This is a genomic window from Syntrophorhabdaceae bacterium, from assembly GCA_028698615.1.
Lineage (GTDB): Bacteria > Desulfobacterota > Syntrophorhabdia > Syntrophorhabdales > Syntrophorhabdaceae > Delta-02.
In genome coordinates this window covers 1-3217 of sequence record JAQVWF010000109.1, presented here as the reverse complement: position 1 = coordinate 3217, position 3217 = coordinate 1, and the positions used below count along the sequence as shown (strand labels likewise).

Below are 3217 nucleotides of genomic sequence, written 5' to 3'. Positions count from 1 at the left end.
GATGCGGCAAAAGCCCTTGCAAACGCAATCAGGGGCGCTCTGGACGGATACAAGGGAACGGTCGGGACCGTCGTCATCGGCTCAATCCTCATGGAATCAGAAAGAGACGTTTACGAAGACGCTGTATCGTGCCACAGAGTCATCATGGATTTCTTCTGCTGGCACTCAGAATAAGACAAGGACAAGGAGGACACGAAAATGTCAGACGGAATTATAGCCCAGGGAACGAAGTTGGAAATGAGTACAGGGACCGGAGGGGCGGTAACAATCACGGCTATCGCTCTCGGCAATCCCACTATCCTGACGGCGGTTGCACATGGATTGTCAAACGGAGATGTCGTCACCCTCGCCAATTTTGCCGGGGATGATGCGGCCGACATCAATGCAGAGGTGTGTGTTGTAAAGAACGTGACCACGGACACCTTTGCGGTCGAAGTAGACTCGACAGGCAAGACCATCACGGACAATACCGATGCGGCCACAGCCACCCCCGTCACATATACCGAGATCGGCAACATCATGGACTTCGATGTCGTCGGGGACAAGCACAACATGATCGACTTCACCCATCTCAGCTCAACGAGATCCATTGAAAAGCCCGGCATTCCCAGGGGCAGTGAGTTGACCTTTACGATGAACTGGACCGCCGACGATACCGGCCTTCTTGCGGCCGAGGTGGCACGGGCGGCCAAGACCGAGAAGGACTGGAAAGTCACCTATTCCGACTCCTCAGTCCATTCCTTCAAGGGCTACATCACGAACATCCAGGGCGGCTCGGGTGGAGTCGATGACAAAGTGACGGGCTCCATCACCATTCACAGATCGGGGGCACTGACACTGGCATGAACCGGGTAACGGGCGAAAAGAAAGTGATGATCAATGGGCAGGGCTACGTCATGCGCTTTTCATGGCGTGCCCTGGCTGAGATCGAGGCCGAGTACGGGGACAATCCGAACCTGTTCAACGCGGATGTCCTGTCCAAAGTAGCATCGGCAGGGCTCAGGGACAAGCACCCCGAGATGACACCTGAAAAGATCATGGAACTATCACCCCCCTTAATGCCCTTTTGCGTGGCGGTAAAAGAGGCCATCCAGTGGGCGTATTTCGGGGCCGAGTCGATACCACAAACCAGCACGGCGGGAGAGGTAAAAAAAAACCGCCTGAGGGATACGCTGTCAAGGCTTTTGAGGCGGCTGTCGCGGCGGGGATAGACCCGCTTGTCTTTTGGCAAATGACCCCATACCTGACGGGGAAGGCCATCACGGCCATGATTGACGAGGCAGTAACCAGAGCATGGACACTGGCGAGCATGACGAGAATGAAAAGGCTACCTCCACTTAACAAGCTGTTGAAGCGAAATAAAGCGGGACAGGACGCGGGAATGAGATTGAAAGCGGCCCTCATCGGGATAAGCGAGAAGGAAAAGGGGAAATAGCATGGCTGAGCCAATAGGAGCCCTTCGCGCTGAGATGTCCGCAGGCTGGGCTCAATTCCAGTCCGACATGCACAAGGCCCGTGATGCCGTCAAGAACTCCGGTACAGCCATGCAACGAAGCATGGACAAGGCAAAGAAGTCCTTTGACCTTACCAGCATATCCATTGCGAAACTGGCGGGCGGTATCAGTGCAATCTATATCACCAAGCAACTTATGCAGATCGCCGATACTTATACCCTGATGGATAACAAGCTCAAACTCGTCACGAAGTCCGCCGATGAATTGAAATATGTCCAGGACGGGCTTTATCAGCAATCTCTCCGGTCCTTCTCATCCTACGAGTCATCCGTTGACCTGTATTCCCGTTTTGCCAAGGCCACGGAAACCCTGGGAACGAGTCAAGGCGAGCTTTTAAGAATTACCGAAACCCTGAATAAGGCCATGATTATCAGCGGGGCGACGCAGGAAGAATCAAAGAACGCGATCATCCAGTTGTCCCAGGGCATGGCATCCGGCGTGCTCCGGGGTGAGGAATTCAACTCGATCATGGAGAACGGGTCACGCATATCCAAGATGTTGGCCGATTACCTCAAGGTCGATATTGGACAGCTCCGGGAAATGGCAAAAGAGGGAAAGATTACCTCCGAAACCATGATTAAAGCGTTTCAGGCATCGGCTGACACCATTGAGAATGAGTTTTCCAAGATGCAACCCACAATCGATCAGGCCATGACCAATCTTAAGACCGTTTTCGGTCGGCTCCTGTCGGACAGCAACAAGAGCGCGGAGGGTACCAAGTCGGTGGCCGAAGAGATCATGAAGCTGGCGGACACCATCGAGAAGAACAAGCCGGGTATCATCGAACTGTTCACGGAGATCATTGCTCTTGCCGGGAAGGCCGCACGAGCGATTGGCAATATCGGTCAATCTCTTCAGGGATGGGCCGCCGTCAAGAAAGGCGACCTCGGGTTTATGGACTTTGCCACGATGGGGCCGGATGACCTGAAGAAGTGGCTGTCCGAAAACGATACCGAGGAGAAAAGGCTACAGAACAGGATAGCCAAGCTCCAGCAGAAACGTGCAGGGGCAATATTGCCGCACTACCAGATACCGATAGACAAGGAGATCGCAGAGCTTGAGGCCAAACTTGCGGCCGTCAGGAAAGGGGCAGAGTCAGATGCAGTCAACTATTTTCCGCCCGGCAGGCAGAGAACCGCTACCGGCGGAGAGAAGGACAAAAAGAAAGGCAAGACCGACGAGGAAAAGCTGGCCGAGAAGGCTGAAGCCGAGATCCTCAACCTTCAGCGGGAGGCCGCGGCGGTAGGCGATGTCACCCGGGAAGAGAAAATGCTGTGGGAAGTCACGGAAGGCAAGTACAAAGACCTTGACGCAAGCCAGAAGAAACGCCTCGTCTCGCTTGCCGCAGAACTGGACAGCCTCTCCCAGATGGACGAGGCCGAGAAAGAGATCATCAAGAACTGGGAGGAGAACGAAAAGACCATAGAGGGACTGAGAGAGCAGGCGGCTACCATCGGCATGACCGAGGCGCAGGTCACCCTTTACAAACTGGCGCTCAAGGATGCCACTACCGAACAGATCGCGGCCGCATCAGCTACCCTTGCCGACATCGAAAAGAAAAATGAGCTGAAGCAGATCCTTGAGGACATCAGGTCTCCGTACCAGGACTATCAGGATAAGATCGCCACGGCCAACGCTTTGCTGGCAGAAGGGAGCCTCAGCATTGAGGAATACACCCTGTATATGGCGAAGATGGCCCAGGA

The 3217-nt window shown here is 54.4% G+C and carries 4 protein-coding genes; all 4 read left to right on the top strand.

Translation table 11 applies throughout. The features are described 5' to 3' along the window. Window positions 1–198: 198 nt before the first annotated feature. Complete coding sequence (locus PHC90_14865; GenBank protein MDD3847628.1) at window positions 199–846, top strand: phage tail tube protein; 648 nt, start codon at window positions 199–201, stop codon at window positions 844–846. Then, on the top strand, window positions 843–1211 hold the full coding sequence (locus PHC90_14860) for a hypothetical protein (GenBank protein MDD3847627.1): 369 nt from the start codon (window positions 843–845) through the stop codon (window positions 1209–1211). The genes PHC90_14865 and PHC90_14860 overlap by 4 nt, the downstream gene beginning before the upstream one ends. 56 nt (window positions 1212–1267) lie before the next feature. Then, window positions 1268–1435 carry a hypothetical protein gene (locus tag PHC90_14855; GenBank protein MDD3847626.1) on the top strand — a complete coding sequence of 56 codons (168 nt, stop codon included), beginning with the start codon at window positions 1268–1270 and terminating at the stop codon, window positions 1433–1435. Window position 1436: 1 nt separating this feature from the next. Continuing rightward, the coding region (locus PHC90_14850; protein ID MDD3847625.1) for a tape measure protein at window positions 1437–3217 on the top strand (1781 nt) is incomplete at its 3' end.

Bases quoted from the DNA above. Each gene is read 5' to 3' on its own strand.
- PHC90_14865 (MDD3847628.1), top strand. From the start codon at position 199: ATGTCAGACGGAATTATAGCCCAGGGAACGAAGTTGGAAATGAGTACA.
- PHC90_14860 (MDD3847627.1), top strand. From the start codon at position 843: ATGAACCGGGTAACGGGCGAAAAGAAAGTGATGATCAATGGGCAGGGC.
- PHC90_14855 (MDD3847626.1), top strand. From the start codon at position 1,268: ATGATTGACGAGGCAGTAACCAGAGCATGGACACTGGCGAGCATGACG.